This is a genomic window from Streptomyces sp. NPDC059696 (assembly GCF_042733745.1).
Taxonomy (GTDB): domain Bacteria; phylum Actinomycetota; class Actinomycetes; order Streptomycetales; family Streptomycetaceae; genus Streptomyces.
Map to the genome: position 1 here is coordinate 230,486 of NZ_JBHWFG010000003.1, position 24,710 is coordinate 255,195.

Below are 24,710 nucleotides of genomic sequence, written 5' to 3' on the forward strand. Positions count from 1 at the left end.
CGGTATCGGCCACCACTGACAATCGGGGTTCTGGCGAGAAGCCCCTGCCATGACGTGGGCAGACACCGGTGCGGACGGTACAGAGTACCCGCACAGCGGCTTGCGGTTGAAATCCGGCCGCCAGGGCAGCCAATCTGTACACATCGGGTGTGTATGGCGCTACGATGCGCCGACTTTCGCAGGAGGTGCCCTATGGCACAGGCATTGCGACCCAACACCGGCGGCGGCCTGTTCGCCACGGACGGCAAGCCCCACCCCCTCCAGGACACCCTGCTCGCGGTGACCCTGGTGCTGGGCCTCTTGTCGTTCCTCACGGCGATCATCGAAGAAGACCTGCACGTGCTCAGCTCCTGGGCCGGCCTGGTGGGCATCCTCACGGGCGCCTACGGCCAGTGGATCTCGGAGACGACCCGGGAGCGCTTCGGTCTCATCCTCGGCCTGGGCGCATCGGGCGTCGGGTTCTTCCTGGGCATGGCGCACGGCGGCCTCATCGGCTGACGCCAGGACACCTCCTCATCAGAACAGCGGATCCCGCACCGGCCGGCCTCGGGCCGGGGCGTAGGGCCCGTACGCCCAACCGGCGCGCTCCCACGGCGCAGTAGGCTTCGCGCGAGAGCCGGAGCCCCTGACCCCATGGGGACACACCAGCCCGAGGAGCGCCCCGAAATGAGCCTGACCCTGAGGACCATCAGTCGCGAGCAGCATCTGGCCTACATCCAGAGCCTGCCGTCGGCGAGCCACATGCAGGTCCCGGCCTGGGCTGACGTCAAGGCGGAGTGGCGCTCCGAGAACCTCGGCTGGTTCGACGACCGCACCGGTGAGATGGTCGGTGCGGGTCTGGTCCTCTACCGGCAGCTCCCCAAGATCAAGCGCTACCTCGCCTACCTGCCCGAGGGCCCGGTCATCAACTGGTTCGCGCCGAATCTGCAGGAATGGCTCGAACCGATGCTCGCGCACCTGAAGCAGCAGGGCGCCTTCTCCGTGAAGATGGGCCCGCCGGTGATCATCCGGCGCTGGGAGGCCCCGTCGATCAAACAGGGGATCCAGAACCCTGACGTCAAGCGCCTGCGTGACATCGAGGCCGACCACATCGAGCCGCGTGCCTTCGAGGTGGCCGACAAACTGCGCCGCATGGGCTGGCAGCAGGGTGAGGACGGTGGCGCGGGCTTCGGCGACGTCCAGCCCCGTTACGTGTACCAGGTGCCGCTGGCGAACCGTTCCCTTGAAGAGGTCCACAAGAACTTCAACCAGCTGTGGCGCCGCAACATCAAGAAGGCCGAGAAAGCCGGCGTGGAGGTCGTCCAGGGCGGCTACCAGGACCTCGAGGAATGGCAGCGGCTGTACGAGATCACGGCCGTGCGCGACCACTTCCGGCCGCGTCCGCTGTCGTACTTCCAGCGCATGTGGACGGCCCTCAACACCGAGGACCCCAACCGCATGCGGCTGTACTTCGCCCGGCACAACGGCGTGAACCTGTCGGCCGCGACGATGCTGATCGTCGGCGGGCACGTCTGGTACTCCTACGGCGCCTCCGACAACATCGGCCGTGAGGTGCGGCCCTCGAACGCGATGCAGTGGCGGATGCTGCGCGACGCCTACGCGCTCGGCGCCACCGTCTACGACCTGCGCGGCATCTCCGACTCGCTGGACGAGACCGACCACCTCTTCGGCCTGATCCAGTTCAAGGTGGGTACCGGCGGCCAGGCGGCCGAGTACCTCGGCGAGTGGGACTTCCCGCTGAACAAGCTGCTGCACAAGGCGCTCGACATCTACATGTCGCGCCGCTGATGTCCCGTTCAGTGCTTCCATACCTCTGACACACGGCAACCGCCGATACACGGCACCGCGAGAAAGGTTCCAGGTCCGGCCATGGCGCTCACGCTCTACGTCGACACCGCGCGCTGGCGTGCGCACCACAAGCACGTACAGGAGCAGTTCCCGGGCCTCGTGCCGGTCTGCAAGGGCAACGGCTACGGCTTCGGGCACGAGCGGCTGGCCGAGGAGGCCACGCGGCTGGGTTCGGACGTCCTGGCCGTCGGCACGACCTACGAGGCCGCCCGGATCAAGGACTGGTTCGGCGGGGACCTGCTGGTGCTGACGCCGTACCGGCGCGGCGAGGAGCCGGTGCCGCTGCCGGACCGGGTCATCCGCTCGGTGTCGTCGATAGACGGTGTCTACGGTCTGGTCGGCGCCCGCGTCGTGATCGAGGTGATGTCCTCGATGAAGCGGCACGGCATCGGCGAGCAGGACCTGGCCCAGCTGCACGCGGCCATCGAGAACGTCCGTCTTGAGGGCTTCGCCATCCACCTCCCGCTGGACCGCACCGACGGCTCGGACGCCGTGGAGGAGGTCATCGGGTGGATGGACCGGCTGCGTGCCGCCCGGCTGCCCCTGCACACCATGTTCGTCAGCCACCTCAAGGCCGAGGACCTCGCCCGGCTCCAGCAGCAGTTCCCGCAGACCCGCTTCCGGGCCCGCATCGGCACGCGGCTGTGGCTGGGGGACCACGACGCCACCGAGTACCGCGGTGCGGTCCTGGACGTCACGCCCGTCGCCAAGGGTGACCGGTTCGGCTACCGGCAGCAGAAGGCGGCCTCGGACGGGTTCCTGGTGGTCGTGGCGGGTGGCACCTCGCACGGAGTGGGCCTGGAGGCCCCCAAGGCGCTGCACGGCGTCATGCCGCGCGCCAAGGGCGTCGCCCGCGCCGGCCTCGCGACGGTGAACCGGAATCTTTCGCCGTTCGTCTGGGGTGGCAAGCAGCGCTGGTTCGCGGAGCCGCCGCACATGCAGGTCTCGATCCTGTTCGTGCCGGCGGACGCGCCCGAGCCGAAGGTCGGCGACGAGCTGGTGGCCCATCTGCGGCACACCACCACGCAGTTCGACCGCATCATGGACCGCTGACCGTCACGCCGGCCGGCGCGGGGCGCCGTCTCCCGCAGCACAGCGAGAAGGCCGTACACGGTGTCCCGTGTACGGCCTTCGGCGTCGCCGGTCACGGCGACCTGGGCGGTTCGCTCAGAGCGAACCGCCCGTGGCACCCGGCTTGCCCCACTCGACCGGTGTCCCGTCGAACCGGGCGGTCACCTGCTGCCGCGGGCGGGCCGCCGGGCCGAGGACGAAGACGTCCTCGGCGCCGTCCAGCACTCCGCCCGAGGGGTCGTCGTCACCGGAGCGCCGCACCGGGTCCCGATCCGGCCTGAAGATGTCGCGCACGACCATCACGCACAGGTAGAGCGTCCCGAGCAGGTGCAGGCCGATGGCCCAGTGGTAGCCGTCCGTGGGCAGTCCCTTGTGGGCGTCTCCGCTGGTCGTGTACGCGAGGTACAGCCAGATGCCCAGGAAGTACGCCACCTCGCAGGCCTGCCAGATCAGGAAGTCCCGCCACTTCGGCCGGGCGAGGGCGGCCAGCGGCACCAGCCACAGCACGTACTGCGGCGAGTAGACCTTGTTGGTGAGGATGAAGGCCGCCACGATCAGGAAGGCGAGCTGGGCGAACCGTGGGCGTCGAGGCGCGGTCAGTGCGAGCGCCGCGACGGCCGCACAGCACACCAGCATCAGCAGCGTGGCCAGGGTGTTGACCGTTTCGGTGCTGAGCGGGTCGTCCGAGTTCTGCGCCATGATCAGCCAGAAGGACCCGAAGTCGACGCCCCGTTCCTGGCTGAACGTGTAGAACTTCGACCAGCCCTCGAAGGCGAAGAGCATCACCGGTCCGTTCACGACGACCCAGGCGACGATCGCGCCCCCCAACGCCGTCCCGAACTCCCGCCACTTGCCCGCGCGCCAGCACAGCACCATCAGGGGCCCCAGGAGCAGGAAGGGGTAGAGCTTGGCGGCCGTGGCAAGCCCCAGCAGGACGCCGAACGCGAGGGAGCGGCCACGTGACCACATCAGCATCGCCGCGGCGGTCAGAGCGACCGCGAGCAGGTCCCAGTTGATGGTCGCCGTCAAGGCGACCGCGGGTGCCAGGGCGACGAGCAGGCCGTCCCAGGGGCGCCGGGCGTGGGTACGGGTCACGCAGACGGCGATGACCGACGCGCACACCATGAGCATTCCGGCATTGACCATCCAGTACCACTGCTCCTGGTCCTGGATGGTGCCGCTGCCGGGCGTGAGCCAGGAGGCGACCTCCATGAAGACACCCGTGAGCACCGGGTACTCCAGGTACTGCATGTCGCCGGGGAGCCTGTCGAAGTACGGCACCAGCCCGTCGGCGAAGCCACGGCCCTGGTACAGGTGCGGGATGTCCGAGTAGCACGCGTGCGTGTACTGGGAGCTGGCGCCGAAGAACCAGGCGCCGTTGTAGCAGGGCGCCTTCTGGACCAGGCCGAGGGCGAACATACCGATCGCCACGAGCGCGATGACCCGCACGGGCGCCCACCAGGACGACCCGAGCAGGGCACGCCGCCCGAGCGGACCACCGATCAGCTCGCTGCCGGCCGCGGCGACCTCGTCCTCCTTGGTCGGCCGCACCGGCTCCCGCTCATGGACGCTCGCTCGCGTCGATTCTGCACTGGGCATGCCGCACATCCTGCCGTATGTGTCCGGCGGCGGCGCCAAGCCGTCCGAACCTCCGCCTCGGCTGCCGAGAAACAAAGCAGCCACATTACACCCCAATTGTCGATTATATTTACATTGCAGGAAATTCCATGCGCTGATAGCTTCGAACCAGCGGCATTCCGCCGAGCAAGGGGGATAAGTGAAAAGCAGCACAAAAATCGGGCTCGTCGCCAGCGCATCGGCACTGTTGATCGGGTTTACGGCCAGCCCGTCCCAGGCGGGCGCACAGGCCTACGCGAGTTGCTCCACCAGTCCGGCCGGAGCTGGTGGATCCGTTTCGACCAGCGGATGGAGTTCCGGCGGCCGTAGCATTCCCAGCTTGACGATGAAGCTGTACGACGAGGCCCCGGACAATCACCACGTGCGGATTCGTCTCGTCGTCATGTACGCCGATACGCACCAGTACTTCGGCTGGCACCACAACTACGACGGCTACGGAACGTACAAAGAGTTCCCCAGCTATGTCAGCCAGGGCGGCAATATCTATGATGTCGGAATTCAAGCCGCCGTGTTCGAGGGCAACAAGAGGCTCGACCACTGCACCAAGTGGGTTTCCGGATCGACGAAGGACCCTTCCTGAGTTCTAGCGGTCGCCCACGTCTCTTTTGAACTGATGCCAGGACAGGGGAATTTCCCTGTCCTGGCATCAGTGCTGTGCACGGGTGAGGCGTCCTGGTTGCGGGCACATAAAAGGGTGCGATACGGCCCGGCCGTATCGCACCCTCTCACCTTGCGTGACGTCGGCTACCCCTCAGGGCCTCCGAAGATGCCTCCGTTGCCGTTGCCTCTGCTGTTGCCGCCGCTGTCCAGGTTCGTATCGGTCGGCGTGGGCTCGGGAGAGACTCCTCCGTCCGTGCCTCCGTTGTCGTTGCCGCCGTTCTGTGCGCCACCGTCGTTCTCACAACCGAAGAACCCACAGGTGTCGCTCGGCGTCGGCGACGGAGACGAGCTCTCGGTCGGCGTGGGGCTCGGCGACTCGGTCACGGTCTCGCTGGGCTCCACGCTGGGCGTCGGCTTCGGCGACGGAGCACCCACCTCGTCCTGGATCTCGCCGATCTTCTCGGCCTCGGGGAAGCCCAGGTCGGGCTGACCCTTCAGCGCGGCCTTCATGTACTCCGTCCACACCAGTGTGGGGACGTCACCACCGTGGATGGACTTCTCGCCGGCCGTGCCGTTCATGGAGAGCAACTTGGCACTCTTGGGGTCTTCACGGAACATCGCGACCGAGGTCGACAGCTGCTGGGTGTAGCCGACGAACCAAGCCGATTTGTTCTCGTCGGTGGTACCGGTCTTGCCGGCCGCGGTGCGACCCAGGGAGAGCGCCTTCTTACCCGTACCGTTCTGGATGACGTTCTCCAGAACGTCCGTGACGTTGTTGGCCACGTTCTCGGGCATCGCCTGCGTGATCCGCGGCTTGTCGAAGCCTTCGACCTCCTGGCCGTTGTACTTGACGCTGGTCACCGAGTACGGAGCGGCCTGCTTGCCCGACGCGGCGAACGACGCGTAGGCGTCGGCCATACGGATCGCACTGGGAGTCGACGTACCGAGCGCGAACGAAGCATTGAGATCGGCGAAGCTGCTGTCCAGGATTCCGGACTTCTCGGCCAGGTCGGCCACGTTCTTCATCCCCACGTCCATGCCGAGCTGCACGAACGGCGTGTTGACGGACTGCTCCATCGCCTTGCGCAAGGAGATGTAGCCCCAGGGATAGTCGCTCTCGTTCTCCTGGAAGAACGGCGTGTTGTCCTTCTTCAGGACGTAGGTGCCGTCGTTGTTCTTGACCTTGAGGTGGTCGTTGCCGTTGTACTTGCTCAGCGGCGAGAGGGGACCGTTGCTCCGGTACGTGCCGTGCTCCATCGCGGCGGCGAGCACGAACGGCTTCCACGTCGAACCCACGGGGACACCCGAGGTGTCCGCGTTGTTGTTGAAGTGGCCGTTCTCGTATCCCGCACCGCCGTAGAGCGCGACGATCGCGCCGTCCTTGGGCTTCACCGACGCGGCACCGAACTGGACGTGCTTGTCCAGCTCACGGTTCTTCGGGTCCAGCTTCTCCTTCTCGACCTTCTTGACGGCCTTCGCCAGCGCCTCGACGTTGGCCTTCTTGAAGGTCGTCTTGATCTGGTAGCCGCCCAGGTCGAACTGTTTCTCGGAGATGTTGGAGTGGCTCAGGACGTACTTCTTGGCCGTCTCCGCCAGGTACCCGATCTGACCGCTCATGCCCTTGGACGCCTTGCGGGGCTGAGGCATGGGGTACTTCTTGATCGCGTCCTGGTACTCCTTGTCCGTGATCCTCTTGTCGTTGTGCATCTGCTCGAGGATCCAGCTCCAACGGGCCTCGGAGCGCTTGCGGTTGGCCTTGGCGGTCGCCGTCTTGTCGATGCCGTCGTTACCCGCGGGGTCGTAGTACGTCGGGCCCTTCAGCAGGGCGGCGAGGAAGGCGCACTCACTGGGGGTGAGGTCCTTCGCATCCTTGCCGTAGTAGGCCTGGGCGGCGGCCTGGATGCCGTAGGCGCCACGGCCGTAGTACGAGGTGTTCAGGTAGCCCTGGAGGATCACCGGCTTGGAGACCTTGGTGCCCACCTTGATGGAGATGAACATCTCCTTGAACTTACGGCTGACCGTCTGTTCCTGGCTCAGGTAGGTGTTCTTGACGAACTGCTGGGTGATCGTCGAACCGCCCTGCGTGTCGCCACCCCGGGCCATGTTCGCCAGGGCGCGGGCGATACCCATGGGGTCGACGCCGGAGTCGTCGTAGAAGCTCTTGTTCTCGGCCGAGATCACCGCCCACTGCATGGCCTTGGGGATCCGGTCGATCGTGACGTTCTGCCGGTTCTGCCCGCTGCCCGCCGCGACCATCTGGGTGCCGTCGGCCCAGTAGTAGACATTGTTCTGCGACAGCGCGGCCGCGTTCTCCTCATTGGGGACGCCCACCATGGCGTAGCCGATGCCCGCCACGGCCACCAGGCTGCCGAAGAAGCCGATGCACAGTCCGGAGACCAGCTTCCAGGACGGCATCCAGCGCTGCCAGCCGTACTTGCCGGCCCGCGGATAGTCGATCAGCCGCTTCTTGTCCGGGACGGCGGCCGCGCGTCCCCTGCCCCGGCCGGGCCCACCCGGGCCTCCGGGTGCGGCGCGCCGGCCGCCACGGGCAGGCTCGGCTGCTCTGCGGCGGCTGCCACCCGTACTTCTCTGCGCCGCACGACGGGCCTCGGCACGGCCGCCGTACTGGCGCTCCTCACCCCCCGAGTCGTACGCGCCCGACCCATAGGAGTCGGACGGAGACCCGGTGGCGCCTCGCGGTGCCGCACGGCGGCCGGAGGACGAGGCGGACGTGCCGCGTCGGGCCGCGGCACGTCCGCCTCCCTGCGGCTGCGGCGGTTTGCGACGGTGCTCGCTCATCGAACGACTACTCCTCGGGCAGGCGCACCCCTGCGCGCCTGGAAACGGCGGCTAGTTTCCGGTCCCCCCGAAGTACGGATGCGGTCGGCTCCGCATTCATCGGTCCCGCATGCACCCGTACTACACCGGAGACGACGACGCGCTCAGGCGTCACTCGGTTCCCGGTGATGTGCATGGCGCACAGACTACGCACCGTCAAAACCTGCCGAGCCCAGAAGTTCACCTCAAATCAGGCAACTCGCGTCGGATGAATCGGTGATGTGATCCCGTTCACCCACCCCCCTCTTGTCGCATCCGGAAGGCCGTTCTATCGTCGTGATGTATCGACTCGATACATCAGCTCGACACATCAGCTCGACACATCGGCCCGACACATCGGACGGATACACGCGCACCGCGGCGAGAGGAGGCGACCATGAGCCGGCGTTCCGGGATCCTCGAGTTCGCCGTCCTCGGTCTGCTCCGCGAATCTCCGATGCACGGCTATGAGCTGCGCAAACGGCTCAACACCTCGCTGGGTGTCTTCCGTGCGTTCAGCTACGGGACGCTCTACCCCTGCCTCAAGACGCTGGTCGCGAACGGCTGGCTGATCGAGGAAACGGGCAGCACCACCGAGGACGCCCTCGCCGCCCCTCTCGCGGGGCGCCGCGCCAAGATCGTCTACCGGTTGACGGCGGAGGGTAAGGAGCACTTCGAGCAGCTGCTCGCGCAGACCGGGCCCGACGCGTACGAGGACGAGACCTTCGCAGCCCGTTTCGCCTTCTTCGGGCAAACGTCACGCGATGTCCGCATGCGCGTACTGGAGGGCCGCCGCAGCCGGCTGGAGGAGCGGCTGGAGAAGATGAGCGCCTCCCTGGCCCGGACCCGGGAGCGCCTCGACGACTACACGCTAGAGCTCCAGCGCCACGGGATGGAGTCCGTGGAGCGCGAGGTGCGCTGGCTGAACGAGCTCATCGAGAGCGAGCGGGCGGGGCGGGACCTCAAGGGTCCGGCCGCCGGAGAGCCCGCATCGCGTGACACCACATCTGGAGCGTCGGGCGCCCTGCCCCGGCCGGGGGACACCCCCCGGCCGGATGCGCCCGACGACACCGCCACGTGAGAGCCCACCTAGGGCCTCACTCGTACACACAGGGAGCAACCGGAATGGGTTCGGTTCGCGTAGCCATCGTCGGTGTGGGCAACTGCGCCGCATCGCTGGTGCAGGGAGTCGAGTACTACAAGGACGCCGACGCGGCGTCCAAGGTGCCGGGCCTGATGCACGTCCAGTTCGGCGACTACCACGTGCGTGACGTCGAGTTCGTCGCCGCGTTCGACGTGGACGCCAAGAAGGTCGGCCTGGACCTGGCGGACGCCATCGGCGCCTCCGAGAACAACACCATCAAGATCTGCGACGTGCCCCGCACGGGCGTCACGGTGCAGCGCGGCCACACCCTCGACGGCCTCGGCAAGTACTACCGCGAGACGATCGAGGAGTCCGCCGAGGAGCCGGCCGACATCGTCCAGGTCCTCAAGGACAAGCAGGTCGACGTCCTCGTCTGCTACCTGCCCGTCGGTTCCGAGGACGCGGCGAAGTTCTACGCGCAGTGCGCCATCGACGCCAAGGTCGCCTTCGTCAACGCCCTCCCGGTCTTCATCGCCGGCACCAAGGAGTGGGCCGACAAGTTCACCGAGGCGGGTGTCCCGATCGTCGGTGACGACATCAAGTCGCAGGTGGGCGCCACCATCACGCACCGCGTGATGGCGAAGCTGTTCGAGGACCGGGGCGTCGTCCTGGACCGCACGATGCAGCTGAACGTCGGCGGCAACATGGACTTCAAGAACATGCTCGAGCGCGACCGCCTCGAGTCGAAGAAGATCTCCAAGACGCAGGCCGTCACCTCCCAGATCCGCGACCGCGAACTGGGCGAGGGCAACGTCCACATCGGCCCGTCCGACTACGTCGCCTGGCTGGACGACCGCAAGTGGGCCTATGTCCGCCTCGAGGGCCGTGCCTTCGGTGACGTCCCGCTGAACCTGGAGTACAAGCTCGAGGTCTGGGACTCCCCGAACTCGGCCGGCGTCATCATCGACGCCCTGCGCGCCGCGAAGATCGCCAAGGACCGTGGCATCGGCGGTCCGATCCTCTCCGCGTCGAGCTACTTCATGAAGTCCCCGCCCGTGCAGTACTTCGACGACGAGGCCCGCGAGAACGTCGAGAAGTTCATCAAGGGTGAGGTCGAGCGCTGACGCGCACCACAGTCGCTCCTGCCAGGGCTGTGAGGGTCCCCGGGTCGAACGACCCGGGGACCCTCCCCGTATGTGAGGCTGGGCCCCATGGCCGTCGTCCGTGACCTGCGGGTCCTGTTGCGCTTCCAGGGCTTCCGGCGCCTGCTCGCCGTGCGCCTGCTGTCCCAGGGGGCCGACGGCGTCTACCAGGTCGCGCTCGCCGCGTACGTGGTCTTCTCGCCGGAGAAGCAGACCTCGGCGGCCGCCGTCGCCTCCGCGATGGCCGTGCTGCTGCTTCCGTACTCCCTCGTCGGCCCCTTCGCCGGCGTCCTGCTGGACCGCTGGCGGCGTCGTCAGGTCCTGCTGTACGGGAGTCTGCTGCGTGCTCTGCTGGCCGGTGCGACGGCCGTGCTGATCCTCAGTCCGGCACCGGACTGGCTCTTCTACGTCTCGGCGTTGTGCGTCACCGCGGTCAACCGTTTCGTCCTGTCGGGCCTGTCCGCCGCCCTGCCGCGGGTGGTCGACGCCGATCGGCTCGTCCTCGCCAACTCCCTTTCCCCCACCGCCGGGACGCTGGCGGCGACCGCGGGCGGCGGGCTCGCCTTCGTCGTACGCCTGGCGGTGGCGGACTCCGACACCGCGGTGGTGCTCGTGGGAGCCGGGCTGTATCTGTGCGCTGCCCTGGCATCGCTGAGCATGGCGCCGGAACTCCTCGGCCCTGACCGGCCCTTGCCGCGCGAGCAGCTCGGTACGGCCCTCACCGGAACGGCCCGCGACCTGGCGGCGGGCGTGCGTCACCTGGCCGCTCCGCAGCGCCGGGAAGCCGCCTGGGCGCTCGCGGCGATGTCGATGATGCGGTTCTGCTACGGCGCCCTGCTGGTCATGCTGCTGATGCTGTGCCGGTACGCCCTCACCTCGACCACGGACGACGGACTGGCCCTGCTGGGGCTGGCGTTGGGCGTTTCCGGCGCGGGGTTCTTCGCGGCGGCCGTGGTGACCCCCTGGGCCGCGGGAAGGCTCGGACCGGGCCGCTGGATCGTGGTGTGCGCGGGAGCCGCGGCGCTGCTGGAGCCCGCTCTCGGGCTGCCGTTCGCCACCGCCCCCCTGCTGGCCGCGGCCTTCGTCCTGGGGCTGACGACTCAGGGCGCGAAGATCGCCACCGACACCATCGTCCAGTCCTCCGTCGAGGACGGCTTCCGTGGCCGGATCTTCTCGGTCTACGACGTGCTCTTCAACGCCTTCTTCGTCGGCGCGGCCGCGGTCGCCGCCCTGATGCTGCCACCGGACGGCCGATCCGTTCCGCTGGTGATCACGATCGCCGTTATCTACGCGGCAGTAGCTGCGGCTATGGCACGTTTTGGCCGTCAGTAAGTGTCACATCAATGCCACAGAGCCCCTTCCGGCTACTGCGTTGTCAGCGGGGACCGCTACCTTACGTGGGTCTTATCTCGCGACATGTTCGCGTCACTCACCATGTTCTAGGGGGACCCCCAAGTGACTACTCCGCCGCCCCAGGGCAATCCGTTCGCGCAGGGACAGCCCGCGGCTGCGCCCCAGGCTCCGTTCCCGCCCCAGGGCGGTTACCCGCAGCAGCCCGGCCAGCCCGGCTTCCCGCCCCAGGGCGCCGCTCCGTACGCTCCGGTCCCCCCGCAGCCGACCGGCCGCAAGCTCAGCTTCAAGACGATCAAGAACATCGTCGTCGTCATAGCCGTGGCGACCATCGCCATCGTGGGCTACGTCACGAGCCGGGACGACGCCAACACCGCCGCCGTAGGCGACTGCATGCACCGAGGCAGCAGCAGCGACAACAACCCGGACCTCGAAGTCGTGAACTGCGACGACGCCAAGGCCCAGTACAAGGTGCTGGCCAAGATCGAGGGCTCGTTCCTCACGGACACCCTCGCCTCCAGCAAGTGCGAGGCCGAGGCCAAAGACTTCCAGTACACGTACACCGAGAGCGGTGACGGCAAGGACTTCCTGCTCTGCCTGAAGGACTACAAGAAGTAGGCAGACGCACCGAGGGGCACTGTTTCACGTGAAACAGTGCCCCTCGGGCTGTGTCCAGCAGGCGGCCGGTCTCCGCGGGGTCATGTTTCACGTGAAACATGACCCCGTTGCGCAGCCTCAGCCCTCCTGCGCGGCCCACCACTCCTTCAGTGCCGCCACCGCGGCGTCGGGGTCCATGGGGCCGTTCTCCAGACGCAGCTCCAGCATGTGCTGGTAGGCACGGCCGATGACCGGGCCGGGGCCCACGCCGAGGATCTCCATGATCTGATTGCCGTCGAGGTCCGGGCGGATCGCGTCCAGCTCCTCCTGCTCCTGCAGCTTGGCGATCCGCTCCTCGAGCCCGTCGTAGGCGCGCGACAGTGCCGCCGCCTTGCGCTTGTTCCGGGTCGTGCAGTCCGAGCGGGTCAGCTTGTGGAGGCGGTCGAGGAGAGGCCCGGCATCACGGACGTAACGGCGCACCGCCGAGTCCGTCCACTCGCCGGTGCCGTAGCCGTGGAAGCGCAGGTGCAGTTCGACCAGACGTGAGACGTCCTTCACCAGCTCGTTGGAGTACTTCAGCGCCGTCATGCGCTTCTTGGTCATCTTCGCCCCGACCACCTCGTGGTGGTGGAACGAGACCCGGCCGTCCTTCTCGAAGCGACGTGTGCGGGGCTTGCCGATGTCATGCAGCAGGGCGGCCAGGCGCAGAGTGAGGTCGGGCCCGTTCTCCTCCAGTGCCATCGCCTGCTCCAGCACGATCAGCGTGTGGTCGTAGACGTCCTTGTGACGGTGGTGCTCGTCACGCTCCAGGCGCAGCGCCGGCAGCTCGGGCATCACGCGTTCGGCCAGGCCTGTCTCGACGAGCAGCGACAGGCCCTTGCGCGGCTGCTGCGAGAGGATCAGCTTGTTCAGCTCGTCCCGCACCCGCTCGGCCGAGACGATCTCGATACGCCCGGACATCTCCGTCATCGCCGTGACGACCTCGGGGGCGACCTCGAAGTCGAGCTGAGCCGCGAAGCGCGCGGCCCTCATCATCCGCAGCGGGTCGTCCGAGAACGACTCCTCCGGAGTGCCGGGAGTGCGCAGTACCCGCGCGGCGAGGTCCTCCAGCCCGCCGTGCGGGTCGACGAACTCCTTCTCCGGCAGTGCCACCGCCATCGCGTTCACCGTGAAGTCACGACGAACGAGGTCCTCCTCGATGGAGTCCCCGTACGACACCTCGGGCTTGCGCGAGGTGCGGTCGTAGGCCTCGGAGCGGTAGGTGGTCACCTCGATCTGGTAGCCGTCCTTGTGCGCCCCGACGGTGCCGAAGGCGATCCCGACCTCCCACACGGCATCCGCCCAGGGCCGCACGATCGTGAGGACGTCCTGGGGGCGGGCGTCCGTGGTGAAGTCCAGGTCGTTGCCGAGCCGGCCCAGCAGCGCGTCCCTGACCGAGCCGCCGACCAGGGCGAGTGAGAACCCGGCCTCCTGGAAGCGGCGGGCGAGGTCGTCGGCGACAGGGGCGACCCGCAGCAGTTCACTCACGGCACGGTGCTGCACCTGGCTGAGGGCGTTGGACGGTTCTTCGTTGGCGTTCGGCACAACAGAAGAGGGTACGTGGCCCATGCCGTCGCAAGCTCCTCCTATTCTGCGGAAGGAGCATGGGGACACGTCCGCCATACGCGCACAAGCCGAGCCCTTGAGCCGTAACGCAGCACTCTCCTCCACAGGGCCATATACCGGACAGCACGGTGCCCCGTACGCGATCTTGTCGAGCGGACCGCGGCACTTCCCCTCAGCGGGCATCGTTACCATGCGTGGACGCACATTCCGACGACCACTGACGACGACGAGGGACGGACGAGCGCGTGGCCGAGGCGGCAGACTTCCGAGGGACCAGTGCCTCACCTGCCCGCCGCTGGCTGCGGCGCACCGGGGCACTGCTCACCGGCGCGCCCCTGCTGGCCGGGCTCCTCCAGCTGCCCGCGGCAACGCCTGCGGACGCGGCCGTACCGGAGTCCCCGCAGGCCGCCGGCAAGGGCTCGGTGTCGGTCGCGGTCGACTCGCTGAGCCCCAGTGCCCCCTCCGAGGGAGACACGGTCACCGTCTCGGGGACGGTGACCAACAACGGCAGGCAGACGGTCACCGGTGCCCACGTCGACCTTCAGGTGGGCCCCCCGCTGGATACCCGCTCGGCGATCGACACCCTCGCCAAGAAGAGCGACGACCTCCAGGGACCCACCGGAGAGAAGGTCGGCGGCAAGTACACCGAGAAGTTCTCCGCGCTCACCCCCGGCGTCGCGGAGCCGTTCAGCATCTCCGTGCCGGCCGACAAGCTGGATCTCGGCCGCGACGGCGTCTACCAGCTGGCCGTCGCGCTCTCCGGTGAGACCGCGGCACAGCCCTGGGACAAGGTTCTCGGCGTCCAGCGCACGTTCCTGCCGTGGCAGCCGGAGGAAACCGACACCAAGACGAAGACCACGTTCCTGTGGCCGCTGGTCTCCAGTGCCCACATGGCGGCCGAGACGGGGTCGAACGAACAGCAGACACCGGTCTTCCGTGACGACGAGCTCGCCGACGAGATCGCCCCGGGCGGTCGCCTCGACCAGATGGTGTCGCTGGGCAAGGGCCTCGACGTCACCTGGGTGATCGACCCGGACCTGCTGGCGTCCGTCGACGCCATGACAGGGAGCTACGAGGTCCGCGGCGCGGACGGCACTACCACCCCCGGAAAGAACCAGGAAGTCGCCAAGCACTGGCTGGCCGAGCTCCAGCAGGCGGTCACGGGCGAGGAGGTCACCGCCCTGCCGTTCGGCGACCCGGACCTGGCCTCCCTCGCCCACAACGGCACGAGCGTCACCGGGTCGCTGAACCACCTCAAGGAGGCCACCGACGTCGCCGACGACACGGTGGAGACCATCCTCCACGTGAAACCGTCCACGGACTTCGCCTGGCCGGTGGACGGCGCCGTCGACCCCTCCATCGTGAAGGTCGCCACATCAGCGGGCGCCGACAAGGTGCTCACCCGCGGCGACAGCCTCCAGGACAACCTGTCGTACACGCCCTCAGCGGCCCGGCCCATCGGCGGCGGCACCACCGCCGTCGTCGCTGACTCCCGGATGTCCACGGCGTTCCAGGGCGACCTGACCAAGGCCTCCGCCTCCACGCTCGCCGTGCAGCGTTTCCTGGCCCAGAGCCTGACGCTCGGCCTGCAGACCGGCAAGCAGCGCAGCGTCGTCGTCGCCCCGCAGCGCATGCCGTCCGTGAGCCAGGCACAGGCCATGGCCGAGGCGGTGGGCGCCCTCCAGGTCGGGACCTGGTCCGAGCCGCAGGACCTCACGGCCGCCGCCAAGGCCAAGCCGGACCCGTCCGCCAACACCAAGGTGCCCTCCGCCTACCCCCCCGCGTTGCGCAAGCAGGAACTGCAGCGGGCCGCCTTCGAGCAGATCGCCAGGACCCAGGCCAAGCTCGACAAGTTCAAGGTGATCCTCACCCGCCAGGCCCGGGTGGTGACCCCGTTCGGACGGGCCATGAACCGCGAGATGTCCACGTCGTGGCGCGGCCGGGGCGTCGCGGCGGCGGGCTACCGCTACGGCATCGAGTCCTACCTCAACGGACTCATCGACGGGGTCAAGCTGATCCAGAAGACGGAGACCAAGCTCTCCGGCCGCAGCGCCACGATCCCCGTGACCGTCCAGAACAACCTGGTCCAGGGCGTCGACCACCTGGAACTTCGGCTCACCTCGAAGAACCCCACGCGACTCAAGATCGGCGGCGACGCCTACGAGGAGCAGCCCGTCACGGTCAACGGCGGCCACGCCCAGTCGGTGAAGTTCACCACGTCGGCCAATGCCAACGGCCGGGCCGAAGTCGTCGCCCAGCTGTACACGCAGGACGGGCAGAGGTACGGCGACCCGGTCACCTTCGACGTGCGGGTGACCGAGGTCACGCCCACGGTGATGCTGGTCATCGGCGGTGGTGTCCTGCTCCTGGTCCTCGCGGGCTTCCGGATGTACACCCACCGCAAGCGCGCCGCCGCCCGCGGGGCCGCCGAGGACGAGACCACCGAGGCGGACGACCAGGTCGACGGCCCGCAGGAGCGGGACGGCGCTCCGCAGAACCCGGACACCACCGGCACGCGTCCCAAGGAGGAGACGGAGGCCGGCGCACGCGCGGACACCCCCGAGCAGCCGAGTGACCCGGCCCCGGACACCGCAGCGGAAAGCGCCGACCCGTCCGGCCCGGGTGAGAGAGTGGACCGTTGAGAAATCGTGGCCGGTGGGCCCGGGACGATGAGGTGGGGTAACCATGAACGCGCCGTACGACGGTGACCGCGGCCGTGCCGCGGGCGGCTCGGGCCACCCCGACGCGGGCGGGCCCGAGGGCTCACCGCCCGAGCACGGCCAGGTGCCGCCGCAGCCGCCCACGGACATGTACCTCCAGGACGCCTACCGGCAGGACCCCTACCGCGCGCAGGACCTCTCCGCGCAGGACCCGGTCGGCGAGGCGCTCTACGACCGCGCCGCGCACCCGCCGCCCGCCCCCGGCACGTACCAGCCGCAACAGCAGCTCTACGGCCGGCCGCCGCAGTCGCCGTACGCGCCCGACCCGCAGGTGTGGGCCCAGACGCCCGCACCCGAGCCGGAGGGCCCCACGCGGCACCTGCCCTACGGCGACGACCCCCGCACCACACAGTTCGTGGGCGTGGACGACCTCGTCTCCCAGGCGGGCGAGCCCCGCCAGGAGCAGGACGCCTTCGCACACCTCTTCCGTGACCAGCAGCAGAGCAGCGGTCACCCCTCGTACGAGCCGCCGTCGGTCCCCGGCCCCTCGCCGGCCCCGCGGCAGCCGGCGCAGGGCCCGTACGCGGCGCAGGGGCCCTACCCGGCCGCCGATCAGACCGTGGCGGGACCGCACCTCGTGGACGAGGCACCCGAGCCGGAGCCCGAGGCACCGCCCGCGCCGAAGAAGAGCGGCCGCGCGGCGGGCCTGATGAAGTCCAGCGCCGTGATGGCCGCGGGCACGATGGTCTCCCGCCTCACGGGCTTCATCCGCTCCGCGCTGATCGTGTCGGCGCTGGGTGTCGGTCTGCTCGGTGACACCTTCCAGGTCGCCTACCAGCTACCGACGATGATCTACATCCTCACCGTCGGCGGTGGGCTCAACTCCGTCTTCGTGCCGCAGCTCGTGCGCGCCATGAAGGAGGACGACGACGGCGGCGAAGCGTACGCCAACCGCCTGCTCACCCTGGTCATCGTGACGCTCGGCGCACTCACCGCGCTGTCGGTCCTCGGCGCGCCGCTCCTGATCCGCTTCCTGTCCAACCCGGTCGCCAGCGACCCGGCGGCCAACGAGGTCGCCGTCACCTTCGCCCAGTACTTCCTGCCCACCATCTTCTTCATGGGCATCCATGTGGTGATGGGCCAGATCCTCAACGCCCGCGGCAAGTTCGGCGCGATGATGTGGACTCCGGTCCTGAACAACATCGTCATCATCGTGACGCTGGGCATGTTCATCTACGTCTACGGCACCGCGGCCGACTCCGGGATGAAGGCCACCACCATCCCGCCGGAGGGCCAGCGCCTGCTCGGCATCGGCGTCCTGCTCGGCCTCGTGGTCCAGGCGCTCGCGATGATCCCCTACCTGCGCGAGACCGGCTTCCGGCTTCGGCTGCGCTTCGACTGGAAGGGCCAGGGCCTCGGCAAGGCCGTCACGCTCGCCAAGTGGACCGTGCTGTTCGTCCTCGCCAACCAGGCCGGCGCCATGATCGTCATCCAGCTCTCGACCGCGGCGGGCAAGGCCTCGCCGGTCGACGGCACCGGCTTCGCCGCCTACGCCAACGCACAGCTGATCTGGGGCCTGCCGCAGGCCATCATCACGGTCTCCCTCATGGCGGCCCTGCTGCCGCGTCTGTCGCGCTCGGCCGCCGAGGGCGACGGGGGAGCCGTCCGCGACGACATCTCCCAGGGTCTGCGCAACACGGCGGTCGCGATCGTGCCGATCGCGTTCGGTTTCCTCTCCCTCGGCATCCCGATGTGCACGCTGATGTTCGGCTCCTCGGGCACCAGCGAGGCCACCAACATGGGCATCATGCTGATGGCGTTCGGTCTCGGCCTGATCCCGTACTCCGTGCAGTACGTGGTCCTGCGCGCCTTCTACGCCTACGAGGACACACGAACTCCCTTCTACAACACGGTCATCGTCGCAGCGGTCAACGCGGGCGCCTCGGCGATCTGCTACTTCGTCCTCCCGTCCCGCTGGGCCGTGGTCGGCATGGCCGCCTCGTACGGCCTGGCCTACGCCATCGGCGTCGGCGTCGCCTGGCGACGGCTGCGCAAGCGGCTGGGCGGGGACCTCGACGGCGCCCGTGTCCTGCGGACCTACGCCCGCCTGTGCATCGCATCGGTCCCGGCCGCCCTGCTCAGCGGCGCGGCCTGCTACGGCATCGGCCACACGCTCGGCCAGGGCCCCGCCGGCTCGCTGGCCGCCGTACTGGCAGGCGGCGCCGTACTGCTCGCGATCTTCTTCGTCGCCGCCCGCCGCATGCGCATCGAGGAGCTCAACTCCCTGGTCGGCATGGTCCGCGGACGCCTGGGACGCTGAGTCGGGGGGTAGGCGCACAACCATCGTCAGCCACCGCGTGTCGTGCATAGCGGCGGACTGTGGGCACAATTGGTTTCGGCGTCGGACGGCGCACATTGGATGCCGGCCGGGGCGTAATGGATGGGGAGGCAGGAACGACGGTGGCGGATCGGAGTACGGCTGCCGTCGACGTGGCAGACAACAGCGGCGAGACGTCGCTGACCGCACAGGCGGACCAGTCCACGGCCGACGGGGTGGCCAAGAACCGGGAGCGGGACACGGACAGCGACGAGGTACAGGAGAGCACCAGGACCGACGGTGCCGGAACGACCTCGCCGCCCGAACTGCACAGTGGCCACAAGCTCGCCAGACGCTACCGTCTCGAGGAGTGCGTCACCCGGCTGGACGGCTTCAGCAGTTGGCGTGCCGTCGACGAGAAGCTCCGCCGTGCCGTCGGAGTGCACATCCTGCCCGCCGACCACTCACGGGCCCGCTCCGTCCTGGCCGCCGCCCGTTCCTCCGCCCTCCTGGGTGACCCCCGCTTCGTCCAGGTGCTGGACGCGGTGGAGGAGAACGACGTCGTCTACGTCGTCCACGAGTGGCTCCCCGACGCGACGGAACTGACCACGCTCCTCGCCTCCGGTCCTCTGGAGCCCTACGACGCCTACCAGATGGTCAGTCAGGTCTCCTCCGCGATGGCGGCCGCCCACCGTGAGGGCCTCGCCCATCTGCGGCTGAACCCCAACGCCGTACTGCGCGCCTCGACCGGCCAGTGGCGCATCCGCGGCCTCGCGGTCAACGCCGCGCTGCGGGGCGTCTCGTCGGACACGCCGCAGCGCACCGACACCGAGGCCATAGGCGCCCTGCTGTACGCGGCGCTCACCCAGCGCTGGCCCTACGAGAACGACGCCTACGGCCTGTCGGGCCTGCCGAAGGACATCGGGCTCATCGCCCCGGACCAGGTGCGGGCCGGTGTGCACCGCGGCCTGTCCGAGCTCTCCATGCGCGCGCTCGCCAACGACGGCGCCACCGCCTCCCGGCACGAGTCGCCGTGCACCACGCCGGAGGAACTGGTGAAGGCGATCGGTGAGATGCCCCGCATCCGCCCGCCGGAGCCCGCGTTCACCGCCCCGCCCGAGTACCAGCGCACGACCTACCAGCAGGGCACGTACGGCCGCCAGACCCCGCGTCCCGGCGTCACCCAGCCGGTCCCGACTCCGCCGCCCCCGCTCCAGAGCCGCACGGGCAAGGCCCTGAAGTGGGCCGTCTCCGCCCTCCTGATCGCCGCGCTGGGCCTCGGCAGCTGGCAGCTGGCGGACGCGCTCATGGACCAGGGCGGCAAGAACGAGGACCCGGGCCAGACGCAGACGAACGACGGGAACGACAAGAGCCCGAAGAAGCCCGCGTCCGGCAAGCCGATCGCCATCCAGGGCGCCACGGACTTCGACCCGTTGGGCAATGACGGTTCCGAGAACCCGGATGAGACAAACCGCCTCTACGACAGCGCGCCCGGTACGTATTGGGAGACGAGCTTCTACAGAAGCGCCGACTTCGGCCGGCTGAAGTCCGGTGTGGGTGTCATTCTCGACCTCGGCAAGGTTCAGGAGGTCGGAAAGGTGACGGTCTCGTTCAAGGGCGCCACCTCCGTGGAGCTGCGTGCCGCGGGTGACGCGACCACCCAGCCCCAGTCCCTCGACGGCTACGAGCAGGTCGCCCAGGGGTCCGGTACGACGGTGACTCTCAAGCCCGACGAGTCGCTGAAGAGCCGGTACGTCCTGGTGTGGCTGACCAAGCTGCCCCTGACGGAGGACGGCAACTACCGTGGCCGGGTCGTGGACATCAAGGTGACCAGCTGACCGCATCTGCCTCGAGGAAGGAGGCCGATGGCAGACGGCACCGGATATGACGGAGTGAGCGATCAGGATCTGCTCGCCCGCCACGTCGAAGGCGACCCCGATGCCTTCGGTGAGATCGTGCGGCGGCATCGCGACCGCCTCTGGGCCGTCGCCCTGCGAACGCTCGGCGACCGCGAGGAGGCCGCTGACGCCGTGCAGGACGCCCTTGTGTCCGCCTACCGGGCCGCCCACACCTTCCGGGGCCAGTCGGCCGTCACGACGTGGCTGCACAGGATCACGGTGAACGCCTGTCTGGACCGTGCCCGCAAGGCCGCCTCCCGGAAGACCTCCCCGGTGGACGACACCGAGCGCCTGGAGCAGTTGCTGGAGCCGCACGAGTCGGCCTCGGCCCCCGCCGAGCGCAATGATCTCCACCGGCAGCTCATCGAAGCCCTGGGAACCCTGCCGGCGGACCAGCGTGCCGCCCTCGTGCTCGTGGACATGCAGGGCTACCCGGTAGCCGAGGCCGCCCGCATCCTCGATGTGCCCACCGGCACGGTGAAGAGCAGATGCGCGCGCGGACGGGCGAGACTCCTGCCGCTGCTCACCCACCTACGACCGGACCATCGCGGCGAGGGTAAGAACCCGGGTGGAGAACGGAACCGGACGCAGGGGTCGGCCGTCCCACCCGCAGCGGGGCCGCGTCAACCCGACCCCCCGGACAAGGGACCCAGCGACCCAGCCGCAGCGAAGGGCGGAGGTGGACGAGCGTGACGTCGACGACAGACATGGCCGGGCACCCGGACGTCGCGGAGATCTCCGACCTCGCCGAGGGGCTCCTCCCACCGGACCGGTCCACCGACCTGCGGCGGCACCTTGACGAGTGCGAGCTCTGTGCGGACGTGTACAGCTCGCTGGAGGAGATCCGGGGCCTGCTCGGCACGCTGCCGGGCACCCCGCGTATGCCCGCTGAGATCGCCGGGCGCATTGATGCCGCCCTTGCCGCCGAAGCCCTGCTGAACGCCGACGGCCCGGACTCGCCGGAGCCCCCTGAGCCGGAGCCGGTGGGTTCCTCCGGTGCCACCTCCGAGGACGACAGCGGGGTGCGGGTTTCACGTGAAACATCGACGCCCGCCGATCGGCCTGCAGGGCGCCCCCGCTCCTCCACCACCGGCCCGGGCCGCAAGGGCCGCACCCGCGCCGGACGGCGCAGGATCGCCGTCCTGGGGACCGTCTTCACGGTGGCTGCCCTGGGGCTGGGCTCCGTGCTGCTGTCGTCGCTCGGCGACACCCATGACACCGCAGGCGAAAGGGAGACCACCGCCGCGGACACCTTCTCCGAAGGAAAGCTGCAGAAGCAGGTCACCGATCTGCTGGCGAAGAACAAGACCAAGGAGGGCGGCTCTCGCACTCCGCTGGGCGCGGCGACAGCCCCCGGCACCAACCAGCCCAAGGTCTTCCGGGAGCCCGTCGTGCCCGGCTGCGTCCGAGACGGCATCGGGCGCGACGAGACCGCCCTCGCCACCGAGAACGGCACCTTCCAAGGGAAGAAGGCCATGCTCGTGCTGCTTCCCGATGCCTCCGACGCCACTCGGGTCACCGCCTACATCGTCGACGCCACATGCGTGGACCACACACCGTCCACGGACACCGGCGAGGTGCTCCTGGAGCGCACCTATCCCTCCGCCTGATCAAGTGCTTCGTCTCCGCCTCTCGGGGTCACCGCTTGGTGCCGCATCTCCGTGTGCCCGGACACAGCGGGAATGCGCGCCCCTTAGGATCCGTTGGGTGGGGTGAGAGCTCCGAGAGAGGCTCCCACCGGTCGAACGACGCAGTCCAGAGACGAGGAATCAAGCCGTGAGCGACGTCCGTAACGTGATCATCATCGGCTCCGGGCCCGCCGGCTACACGGCGGCGCTCTACACCGCGCGCGCGTCGCTGAAGCCCCTGGTGTTCGAGGGCGCCGTCACCGCCGGCGGTGCGCTCATGAACACCACCGAAGTCGAGAACTTCCCGGGCTTCCAGGACGGCATCATGGGCCCCGAGCTCATGGACAACATGCGCGCCCAGTCGGAACGCTTCGGAGCCGAACTCGTCCCGGACGACATCGTGGCCGTCGACCTGAGCGGTGAGATCAAGACCGTCACGGACACGGCCGGCACCGTGCACCGGGCGAAGGCCGTCATCGTCGCCACCGGCTCGCAGCACCGCAAGCTCGGCCTGCCGAACGAGGACGCCCTCTCGGGCCGTGGCGTGTCCTGGTGTGCCACCTGTGACGGGTTCTTCTTCAAGGACCAGGACATCGCCGTGATCGGTGGCGGCGACACCGCGATGGAGGAGGCGACCTTCCTCTCGCGGTTCGCCAAGTCCGTGACCATCGTCCACCGTCGTGACACCCTGCGCGCCTCCAAGGCCATGCAGGAGCGCGCCTTCGCCGACCCGAAGATCTCCTTCGTCTGGGACAGCGAGGTCGCCGAGATCCAGGGCGACCCGAAGCTCTCCGGTCTGAAGCTGCGCAACCTGAAGACGGGGGAGCTCTCGGACCTGCCGGTCACCGGACTGTTCATCGCCATCGGCCACGACCCGCGCACCGAGCTCTTCAAGGGTCAGCTCGACCTGGACGAAGAGGGGTACCTGAAGGTGCAGGCGCCGTCGACGCGCACGAACCTGTCCGGTGTCTTCGGTGCCGGCGACGTGGTCGACCACACCTACCGTCAGGCGATCACCGCGGCCGGGACCGGCTGCTCCGCAGCTCTCGACGCCGAGCGCTACCTCGCCGCCCTGGCGGACGAGGAGCAGCCCGAGCCCGAGAAGACCCCTGCCTGACCCTCCCTACCCGCCCCACGCACCAACAGTTAAGGAGCCCGCCGTGGCCGGCACCCTGAAGAATGTGACTGACGACTCCTTCGAGCAGGACGTCCTCAAGAGCGACAAGCCCGTTCTGGTGGACTTCTGGGCCGCCTGGTGCGGACCGTGCCGCCAGATCGCTCCGTCCCTCGAGGCGATCGCCTCCGAGTACGGCGACAAGATCGAGATCGTCAAGCTGAACATCGACGAGAACCCGGGTACGGCCGCCAAGTACGGCGTCATGTCCATCCCGACCCTGAACGTCTACCAGGGTGGCGAGGTCGCCAAGACCATCGTGGGCGCGAAGCCGAAGGCCGCGATCGTTCGCGACCTCGAGGAGTTCATCGCCGAGTGAGTCGGCTGAGTCGGCTGAGTCGTCGCACCGACGACGCATGTTTCACGTGAAACACGAATGGGCCAGCCCGGAAGGGCTGGCCCATTCGTTTGCCTGCCTTACAGCGGTCGCAGCGCCGGCTCCTTCTGCACGGCTCCCAGGAGACGGTCCAGCGCCATCTCGACGTCTTCCTTCCAGGAGAGCGTCGACCTCAGCTCCAACCGCAACCGGGGGTGCGTGGGGTGCTGGCGGACCGTCTTGAAGCCCACCGCCAGCAGATGGTCTGCGGGCAGAACGCAGGCAGGTTCCTTCCAGCGCGCGTCGCCGAACGCCTCGATCGCCTTGAAGCCCCGCCGCAGCAGATCCTTGGCCACCGTCTGCACCATCACCCGCCCCAGCCCCTGTCCCTGGTAGCCGGGCACGATGAACGCGGTCATCAGTTGCACCGCGTCGGGCGAGACAGGACTCGTGGGAAACGCCGTGGAGCGAGGGACATAGGCGGGTGGGGCGTAGAGAACGAAACCCACCGGCACGTCGTCGACATACACCACGCGCCCGCAGGAGCCCCAGTCCAGCAGAACCGCTGAGATCCAGGCTTCCTTCTCCGCGGCGGACGTGCCCGCCTTTACCGCGGCCTCACCGCTGACTGGGTCGAGCTCCCAGAAGACGCACGAGCGACAGCGCTTGGGAAGGTCCTGGAGGTTGTCCAGCGTGAGCGGTACGAGCCGGCGGCCCATGAAGGCTGATCCTCGCTTCCTTCGCCCGCCGCGTCGCGGGCGGCTGTCAGAGCACTCCGTTCCCTGAGGAGACTGCCGATGAACCCACCGACTGCTCCCAGCCCAAACCGGCGCTCACCAGTCCGGTGCGCCTCATGGTTCGCATGGCCCCTGCCTCCCTCTCAGAGGTGTTGCCAAGTGGTTGCGCCGTACCCGACGCATCGTATCCACGAAGCGATTCCATCGATACCGCCAGAAAGGAAAGAG

The 24,710-nt window shown here is 68.6% G+C and carries 19 protein-coding genes; 15 read left to right on the forward strand and 4 right to left on the reverse strand.

Translation table 11 applies throughout. The features are described from left to right. Positions 1–192 precede the first annotated feature (192 nt). From ACFV20_RS04825 to ACFV20_RS04835, 3 genes are all read left to right on the forward strand, one after another. Positions 193–498, forward strand: a complete 306-nt coding sequence (locus ACFV20_RS04825; protein ID WP_385652363.1) for a hypothetical protein — start codon at positions 193–195, stop codon at positions 496–498. Positions 499–666: 168 nt separating this feature from the next. Beyond that, positions 667–1,788, forward strand: coding sequence for a peptidoglycan bridge formation glycyltransferase FemX (gene femX, locus ACFV20_RS04830; protein ID WP_031137685.1), 1,122 nt, complete (start codon positions 667–669; stop codon positions 1,786–1,788). Positions 1,789–1,869: 81 nt separating this feature from the next. After that, positions 1,870–2,901, forward strand: coding sequence for an alanine racemase (locus tag ACFV20_RS04835; RefSeq protein WP_385652365.1), 1,032 nt, complete (start codon positions 1,870–1,872; stop codon positions 2,899–2,901). A 114-nt stretch (positions 2,902–3,015) separates the two neighbouring features. Here the strand turns inward: ACFV20_RS04835 and ACFV20_RS04840 are convergent, their stop codons facing one another. Next, complete coding sequence (locus ACFV20_RS04840; RefSeq protein WP_385652367.1) at positions 3,016–4,527, reverse strand: glycosyltransferase family 87 protein; 1,512 nt, start codon at positions 4,525–4,527, stop codon at positions 3,016–3,018. A 169-nt stretch (positions 4,528–4,696) separates the two neighbouring features. Between ACFV20_RS04840 and ACFV20_RS04845 the strand changes: the two genes are divergently transcribed. Then, on the forward strand, positions 4,697–5,137 hold the full coding sequence (locus ACFV20_RS04845) for a hypothetical protein (protein ID WP_385652368.1): 441 nt from the start codon (positions 4,697–4,699) through the stop codon (positions 5,135–5,137). Between the two features lie 164 nt (positions 5,138–5,301). Here ACFV20_RS04845 and ACFV20_RS04850 read toward each other — a convergent pair whose 3' ends face one another. Then, the gene (locus ACFV20_RS04850; RefSeq protein WP_385652371.1) at positions 5,302–7,956 is read right to left on the reverse strand and encodes a transglycosylase domain-containing protein; all 2,655 of its coding nucleotides are present in this window, start codon (positions 7,954–7,956) and stop codon (positions 5,302–5,304) included. A gap of 415 nt (positions 7,957–8,371) precedes the next feature. On the opposite strand from ACFV20_RS04850, the gene ACFV20_RS04855 reads away from it, so the two are divergent. The 4 genes from ACFV20_RS04855 (at position 8,372) to ACFV20_RS04870 (ending at position 12,168) form a co-directional block, all read left to right on the forward strand. Then, positions 8,372–9,055, forward strand: coding sequence for a PadR family transcriptional regulator (locus ACFV20_RS04855; protein WP_385652372.1), 684 nt, complete (start codon positions 8,372–8,374; stop codon positions 9,053–9,055). Positions 9,056–9,099: 44 nt separating this feature from the next. Then, positions 9,100–10,182 (forward strand): inositol-3-phosphate synthase, encoded by a 1,083-nt coding sequence (locus tag ACFV20_RS04860; protein WP_385652374.1) that lies wholly within the window; start codon positions 9,100–9,102, stop codon positions 10,180–10,182. Positions 10,183–10,269: 87 nt separating this feature from the next. Beyond that, positions 10,270–11,532, forward strand: coding sequence for an MFS transporter (locus tag ACFV20_RS04865; protein WP_385652376.1), 1,263 nt, complete (start codon positions 10,270–10,272; stop codon positions 11,530–11,532). 123 nt (positions 11,533–11,655) lie between these two features. Continuing rightward, positions 11,656–12,168 (forward strand): DUF1720 domain-containing protein, encoded by a 513-nt coding sequence (locus ACFV20_RS04870; RefSeq protein WP_385652379.1) that lies wholly within the window; start codon positions 11,656–11,658, stop codon positions 12,166–12,168. Positions 12,169–12,285: 117 nt separating this feature from the next. Here ACFV20_RS04870 and ACFV20_RS04875 read toward each other — a convergent pair whose 3' ends face one another. Further along, positions 12,286–13,731, reverse strand: a complete 1,446-nt coding sequence (locus tag ACFV20_RS04875; RefSeq protein WP_385652541.1) for a CCA tRNA nucleotidyltransferase — start codon at positions 13,729–13,731, stop codon at positions 12,286–12,288. Between the two features lie 266 nt (positions 13,732–13,997). Here ACFV20_RS04875 and ACFV20_RS04880 point away from each other — a divergent pair, with 266 nt between their 5' ends. The 7 genes from ACFV20_RS04880 to trxA all read left to right on the forward strand — a co-directional run bounded on the left by ACFV20_RS04880 (position 13,998) and on the right by trxA (position 23,748). Then, a complete protein-coding gene (locus tag ACFV20_RS04880) occupies positions 13,998–16,394 on the forward strand; it encodes a DUF6049 family protein (RefSeq protein ID WP_385652382.1) in 2,397 nt (798 codons plus the stop codon). 43 nt (positions 16,395–16,437) lie between these two features. Further along, positions 16,438–18,732, forward strand: a complete 2,295-nt coding sequence (gene murJ / locus ACFV20_RS04885; protein WP_385652385.1) for a murein biosynthesis integral membrane protein MurJ — start codon at positions 16,438–16,440, stop codon at positions 18,730–18,732. A 140-nt stretch (positions 18,733–18,872) separates the two neighbouring features. Further along, entirely contained in the window at positions 18,873–20,567 is a 1,695-nt protein-coding gene (locus tag ACFV20_RS04890; RefSeq protein WP_385652388.1) for a protein kinase family protein, read from the forward strand. A 27-nt stretch (positions 20,568–20,594) separates the two neighbouring features. Further along, positions 20,595–21,320, forward strand: coding sequence for an RNA polymerase sigma factor SigM (gene sigM, locus ACFV20_RS04895; RefSeq protein ID WP_385652391.1), 726 nt, complete (start codon positions 20,595–20,597; stop codon positions 21,318–21,320). Continuing rightward, positions 21,317–22,237 (forward strand): hypothetical protein, encoded by a 921-nt coding sequence (locus ACFV20_RS04900; protein ID WP_385652394.1) that lies wholly within the window; start codon positions 21,317–21,319, stop codon positions 22,235–22,237. The genes sigM and ACFV20_RS04900 overlap by 4 nt, the downstream gene beginning before the upstream one ends. 166 nt (positions 22,238–22,403) lie before the next feature. Continuing rightward, positions 22,404–23,372, forward strand: a complete 969-nt coding sequence (gene trxB, locus ACFV20_RS04905; RefSeq protein WP_385652395.1) for a thioredoxin-disulfide reductase — start codon at positions 22,404–22,406, stop codon at positions 23,370–23,372. A gap of 43 nt (positions 23,373–23,415) precedes the next feature. After that, positions 23,416–23,748: a thioredoxin gene (gene trxA, locus ACFV20_RS04910; RefSeq protein ID WP_030847066.1), complete on the forward strand. Its 333-nt coding sequence runs from the start codon at positions 23,416–23,418 to the stop codon at positions 23,746–23,748. A gap of 98 nt (positions 23,749–23,846) precedes the next feature. On the opposite strand, the gene ACFV20_RS04915 is transcribed toward trxA, so the two are convergent. Further along, positions 23,847–24,464, reverse strand: coding sequence for a GNAT family N-acetyltransferase (locus ACFV20_RS04915; RefSeq protein WP_385652397.1), 618 nt, complete (start codon positions 24,462–24,464; stop codon positions 23,847–23,849). Positions 24,465–24,710 lie beyond the last annotated feature (246 nt).

Bases quoted from the DNA above. Each gene is read 5' to 3' on its own strand.
- ACFV20_RS04825 (WP_385652363.1), top strand. From the start codon at position 193: ATGGCACAGGCATTGCGACCCAACACCGGCGGCGGCCTGTTCGCCACG.
- femX (WP_031137685.1), top strand. From the start codon at position 667: ATGAGCCTGACCCTGAGGACCATCAGTCGCGAGCAGCATCTGGCCTAC.
- ACFV20_RS04835 (WP_385652365.1), top strand. From the start codon at position 1,870: ATGGCGCTCACGCTCTACGTCGACACCGCGCGCTGGCGTGCGCACCAC.
- ACFV20_RS04840 (WP_385652367.1), bottom strand. From the start codon at position 4,527: ATGTGCGGCATGCCCAGTGCAGAATCGACGCGAGCGAGCGTCCATGAG.
- ACFV20_RS04850 (WP_385652371.1), bottom strand. From the start codon at position 7,956: ATGAGCGAGCACCGTCGCAAACCGCCGCAGCCGCAGGGAGGCGGACGT.
- ACFV20_RS04855 (WP_385652372.1), top strand. From the start codon at position 8,372: ATGAGCCGGCGTTCCGGGATCCTCGAGTTCGCCGTCCTCGGTCTGCTC.
- ACFV20_RS04860 (WP_385652374.1), top strand. From the start codon at position 9,100: ATGGGTTCGGTTCGCGTAGCCATCGTCGGTGTGGGCAACTGCGCCGCA.
- ACFV20_RS04865 (WP_385652376.1), top strand. From the start codon at position 10,270: ATGGCCGTCGTCCGTGACCTGCGGGTCCTGTTGCGCTTCCAGGGCTTC.
- murJ (WP_385652385.1), top strand. From the start codon at position 16,438: ATGAACGCGCCGTACGACGGTGACCGCGGCCGTGCCGCGGGCGGCTCG.
- sigM (WP_385652391.1), top strand. From the start codon at position 20,595: ATGGCAGACGGCACCGGATATGACGGAGTGAGCGATCAGGATCTGCTC.
- ACFV20_RS04915 (WP_385652397.1), bottom strand. From the start codon at position 24,464: ATGGGCCGCCGGCTCGTACCGCTCACGCTGGACAACCTCCAGGACCTT.